We start from the raw sequence: 4,895 nt of genomic DNA, 5'->3' as shown, positions 1-4,895 counted from the left end.
CCCTCACTCACACCCGGTTTAACCGATTCCGAGATCAGTACGACCGTGATATCCATTCCGGAGAAGCTGACGCAGCCACAGATATCCAGGCGTGCAACTCCTGGGAAATACCGCTTACATCATCGAAGTAGACGGCGGTACGGTTTCCGATATTGCCCGACCCATGTGACCGCTACTTCTCTCGAGTCCGAGCTTCGCCGATGAGCAGCGCTCAACGCCACACGGCGTACATGTACGCATCGGAGGGTTCCCCCGACGAATTCGGGTGTAACGCCCAACGGTGGAGTACACCCTCCCGGCTCATACCGATCTTCTCCATCACTCGACGGGACGCAGAGTTGTCAACATGGGTGTACGCCCAAACCCGGAACACGTCCGGATCGCCGAAGGCGCTGTCGACAACGGCCTGGGCGGCCTCGGCCATATAGCCGTTCCCCCACGCCGATCGAGCAAGCACATAACCCAGTTCTACACCATGATCCGAAACACGCGCCTCGATCATGCCGACCAATAACGGATCGGGTTTCACCGTGATCGCCCAAGGGAAGGTGTCGCCCGTCTCCCAGACACTTTCATTGCGTTCCAGAAAACTGATCGACTCGGAGATATCAGTCGATCGTGCACGACGCAGGAACTGCATTACCGCGGGGTCCGAAGCGTAGGCGAACACGGCATCCGCATCGGCAACAGCCGTCCGCCGCAGCACGAGCCGCACCGTCTCGATAGTTCTCGGGAACTCCATCTACGAACTGTACTGCAGACCGGCACGGATTCGGGGCTCGTACAGGATCCCGACCGATCGGATCCGTTCGAACGGGCTAGGTTGCGGTTCGGCGTAGATAGCCGGACGACGGTCGTCTTGTTGCCACGAACGCGATCGCTCCAGCGACGAGTGGGATCACGACCAGAACAGCACCGATGGTCGGCCACGGGACGACGACAGGCAGTGCCGGAGTGGTCAGCACGTTGTATATCGAAATCGGTAGGAACCCGATCAGCACCGCCGGCATCGCCGCCAGTGCAGTAACCAACATCGCGCCGCTGGCAACTATCTTGCGGCGGGTCCACCCTCCGGCACCGACCGCATCCATGATCGCCTGATCGCGCCGAGACTCGGCTGCTACCAAACCGAGTGCTACCCCGACAATCGCCAGCGCCAACAGGCCGCTTGCAGCGACCAACGCGACGCGCACGAGCGACGTATTCGACCTGGTGTCCTCGAGGCCAAGGATCGACGCCCCCGCATACCGGGCAGTTACGGCGCGAGCCGCAGCCAATTGCTCGCTGGAGATGGGCGCGGCCGCAGCCAATAGAAGCTCCGGGAACGCAGTGCGTGTCAGCCCGAGTTCCGCAGCCCTTCTGGAAGACACGACCATGTCGGGAAGCTCTCGTCCAGCTCGCGGAGCGTCGGCAACGACTGCCGGGATTGCGCGACTCCCCAACCAGTACTCTCCCGCCTCCTCGACGTAGGCGAAATCAGTGTTCGGTTGCTGGAGGTACGTCACATCACCGTCGACGAAGGCAGGGTCGAACGCGATTGCAACACCTTTCTCCAGATCGGGGATCGACCGCTCGGCACCCAGAGCACGGAGCAGGTCGGCATCCCCTATGTATATCGCTCCTGACAGCACCGTCTCGCTCCCGTCAGCGTGCGGCTCTCCCGGTGCAATGAAATTTGCCCGATACTCAAAGTCCCTCACCGACTCTTCGTCGGGCAACGAGTACCGGCCTGAGTCGAACGCTGCCGCAACAATGGTGGCCGCCGAAGCGTCGGGGAACAGCTCGCTGACTAGCTCTCGCATAAGAGGATGACTCGTGTCCACCGGTTCGTCAGTCTCTGACGGCCTGACGATGAGAAGGTTCGCCGCCATCGCAGGGTTTGCCTCACGGACGGCACTATCCGTCGACATTGCCGCTGCAGCGGCAACCGGCAGAGCCAGCGCTATTGCTGCCGCGGCAACCGCTCCGCTGGTACGGCGACCATACCGAGCAGTGTCCCGAGCCGCGATTCGACCAGACAGCGGGAGCCGGGCCGCAATCCGACCAACCCAACCTACCAACATCGGAATCGACGCCAGTGTTCCAACAACGATACCGATCAGGCCAATCGTCGGTAGCGTGGCGCCGCCGCGAACAGTGCCGACACCCGTGAGGACCGCACCAGCAACGGTGGTAGTAACGCCAATTCGGGCTAGTCGCACTGCCGATCGGGGGCGGGGCAGGCGTCCGGCGAGAGCGTTGATAGCAGTAATCCGGGCTGCTGTCCGGGCAGGCCGCAGGGCGGACAGGACCGCCGCGACAAGTCCCAGCAGCGCCCCGCCAACGATGCCGAGGATCGGAAACTCCAGAGGTCCTGAGAGCCGGCCCACGATCCTATCCAGGTAGGGACTGGCGGCCATTGCAGCCAACGAGCCTGCCAGAACACCCACAACAGCACCCATAAGACCAAGAACGACGCTGGACGCAACAGTGAGCGAGAACACATGACGTGGCTCTCCCCCGGTCGCTGTCACGAGCCCAAACAATCGCAACTGCCGACGGACAGAGACTTCGAACGCGGTACCAACGATCAGACCGGCTGCGACTAACACGACCGCGGTCGCGGCGAACTGCATCCCCGTTGCATTCGATTCCGATGGGAGGAGCGCAAACACCCACCGATCGGTGTAGCCGTCGGATCCGAATAGCTCGATCGTCCGGTTCCGGGTTGCGTCTGTGGCGCCTTCGGCGTATTGAATAAACACGCCGGATTGTCTCGCGTCAACAGTTCGGTTGAGCGCGCCCGGCTGCACAAGACCTATTGGCTCGGATATTCCTTCGCGATAGACAGCTACTCCAACAACGCGAAAGGGGACTCTCTCGTCACCGATTTTGATCTCGTCACCGACTTCGACGCCGAAAGCCTCGAGGACGGGCGGCGCGACTACGATTTCGTTCACCGACTCGGGTGACCGACCCTCTAGGAGTTTGTACATAGACCCGAGTATCGGATCCTCTGGGAGGATGTCGTTGACGATGACAAGGGCGTTCCTTCCCCCGACGACCGTTTGGGTCTCCCAGCTTGTTCGAACGACGACGTCGACCTGATCCGGCAGAAGAGAGAGTGCGTCCGAACTCGCAACTGAGCTGGGGACCCTCGCGTCGGCGTCGCCGATAATTCCAGTGGCCAGCTCCTCTGAGGTTGGGGTTGTCGTGGCTACGACGATCTGAGCGAAGGTCAGACCGAGTACCGGCAGAGCGATCAGCGTCACAACCAGCAGATTTCGCCACGGGTTCCGTCTGGTCTGACGCCAGGCAATTCTGAAGAGCGGCCACAATCCCCCGATGACATTCATGTCGAGGCCTCTCCCAGGAGTGACTCCACCTCTACCGGTCTACTCGACTCGTCGACAAGGTGGCCATCCTGGAGGAAGACAATGCGGTCAGCCCATGCAGCCAGGCGAGCATCGTGGGTGACAAGAACGGCGGCCCCGCCATCGTCGCAGTGCTGGCGCATGAGACGCAGCACCGACTCCCCCGTGAGGGAATCGAGCGCACCGGTCGGCTCATCCGCAAGCAGAAGTATGCGGTTGCCGACGGTTGCCCGAGCTATCGCCACCCGTTGTCTCTCGCCGCCCGAGAGGTCCTCCGGGAATCGGTCAGCTAACTCACTAAGACCGAGTTTCTCAAGGGCGATCCGGGCCGAGGCTCGCGCCTCTCGACCCCCGACACCGTCCAGTTCGAGCGGCAACGACACGTTTTCGGACGCAGTGAGAACATCGATCAGATTGAGCTCTTGAAACACGTACCCGACACGTCGTCTCCGCAGGCGCGCCCGAGTGCTTCGGTCCAAGGATCCGAGATCTTCTCCTTCCACGAGCACAACACCATCTGTTGGTTCATCCAAGCCACCGGCAAGGGCCAGCAGTGTTGTTTTCCCGGAGCCCGATGGACCCATCACCGCAACCATCTCTCCCGCGTCCACGACGAGCGACGTATCCACTAGTGCGTCGACTCTGACGTGCCCGGTACCGTGAATTCGGGTGACCCGTCGAAGCTCAAGAACAGCGGACATCAGAGCACCTGCCGATCTTTCTCAGTGTCCGGAACCGCTTCGTCTCGAGCGGCGATCCATCCGGGCTGATTCTCCATCGATGTACGTCCAGTTCCTGGGGCCTGTTGGGCGATGCGCGCCTCGCACACGTCCAACCATCGAACCCGCGCCTCCGCCTTGAAAATCAGCGAATCAAGCAACATCATCCACCCCAGGTCGTCCTTGTTCGGTTCCGTCGTCTTGAGCCGGGTGTATCCCTGGAGCTGTTCAATTGCTGCGCGCCGCTCGGCCTGGATGACCTGTGTCACATCCACGTTCGGCTTGGATGCAGCGAGCAACATCTTCAGCACTACCTCATCACGGGGTGGGGCCGACGACCGAAGCGGACTATCGAACCACTCGCCAAGAAGTATTCGTCCCTCGTCGGTGATCACATATGCTTTGTTGCCGCCATCCTCGGAGTGGAGCGCCACGAGACCATCGCGCTCCAGACGGCCCAGGGTCGTGTACACCTGACCCACGTTGAGCGGCCATACACCCCCGGTCCGGGCCTCGAATCCGTTCTTGAGTTCAAGACCGTACATCGGTCGCTCGTCAAGCATCGACAACAAACTCATCTGAACCGACACGCACCCACCACTCTCTGTATACCGGGTATATGTTCTAGTAGTATACCCGGTATACAAGCTCGGTCAAGGAAGTAGAAACATGGTCGCGGGCACGCTGGGACGACTCCTCCAGATCCCTTACACAACGACTACTTTGAGTTGGTGGGAACCTTACTCATGGTGGTCTGCGTCATACTCTTGAAGGCGGAAGGAGCGTGTTATGAAACGTATCGCCTTGCTCGCGATGGTGTTTG

General features: G+C 60.9%; 5 protein-coding genes. 1 reads left to right on the top strand and 4 read right to left on the bottom strand.

The genetic code is table 11. The features are described from left to right. Positions 1–211: 211 nt before the first annotated feature. The gene (locus tag GXP34_01955) at positions 212–742 is read right to left on the bottom strand and encodes a GNAT family N-acetyltransferase (protein ID NOY54728.1); all 531 of its coding nucleotides are present in this window, start codon (positions 740–742) and stop codon (positions 212–214) included. Positions 743–818: 76 nt separating this feature from the next. Then, positions 819–2,744 carry an ABC transporter permease gene (locus GXP34_01950; GenBank protein ID NOY54727.1) on the bottom strand — a complete coding sequence of 642 codons (1,926 nt, stop codon included), beginning with the start codon at positions 2,742–2,744 and terminating at the stop codon, positions 819–821. A 6-nt stretch (positions 2,745–2,750) separates the two neighbouring features. Here GXP34_01950 and GXP34_01945 point away from each other — a divergent pair, with 6 nt between their 5' ends. Continuing rightward, a complete protein-coding gene (locus tag GXP34_01945; GenBank protein ID NOY54726.1) occupies positions 2,751–2,951 on the top strand; it encodes a hypothetical protein in 201 nt (66 codons plus the stop codon). A 380-nt stretch (positions 2,952–3,331) separates the two neighbouring features. Here GXP34_01945 and GXP34_01940 read toward each other — a convergent pair whose 3' ends face one another. Both GXP34_01940 and GXP34_01935 read right to left on the bottom strand, forming a co-directional pair. Further along, complete coding sequence (locus tag GXP34_01940; protein NOY54725.1) at positions 3,332–4,054, bottom strand: ABC transporter ATP-binding protein; 723 nt, start codon at positions 4,052–4,054, stop codon at positions 3,332–3,334. Then, positions 4,054–4,662, bottom strand: a complete 609-nt coding sequence (locus GXP34_01935; GenBank protein ID NOY54724.1) for a PadR family transcriptional regulator — start codon at positions 4,660–4,662, stop codon at positions 4,054–4,056. Before GXP34_01935 ends, GXP34_01940 begins: the two co-directional genes overlap by 1 nt. Positions 4,663–4,895: the final 233 nt, after the last annotated feature.

Source organism: Actinomycetota bacterium, assembly GCA_013152275.1.
Classification (GTDB): domain Bacteria; phylum Actinomycetota; class Acidimicrobiia; order Spongiisociales; family UBA4744; genus BMS3Bbin01.
The sequence above is the reverse complement of the archived record's forward strand: the minus strand, read 5'-3'. Positions and strand labels throughout refer to the sequence as shown.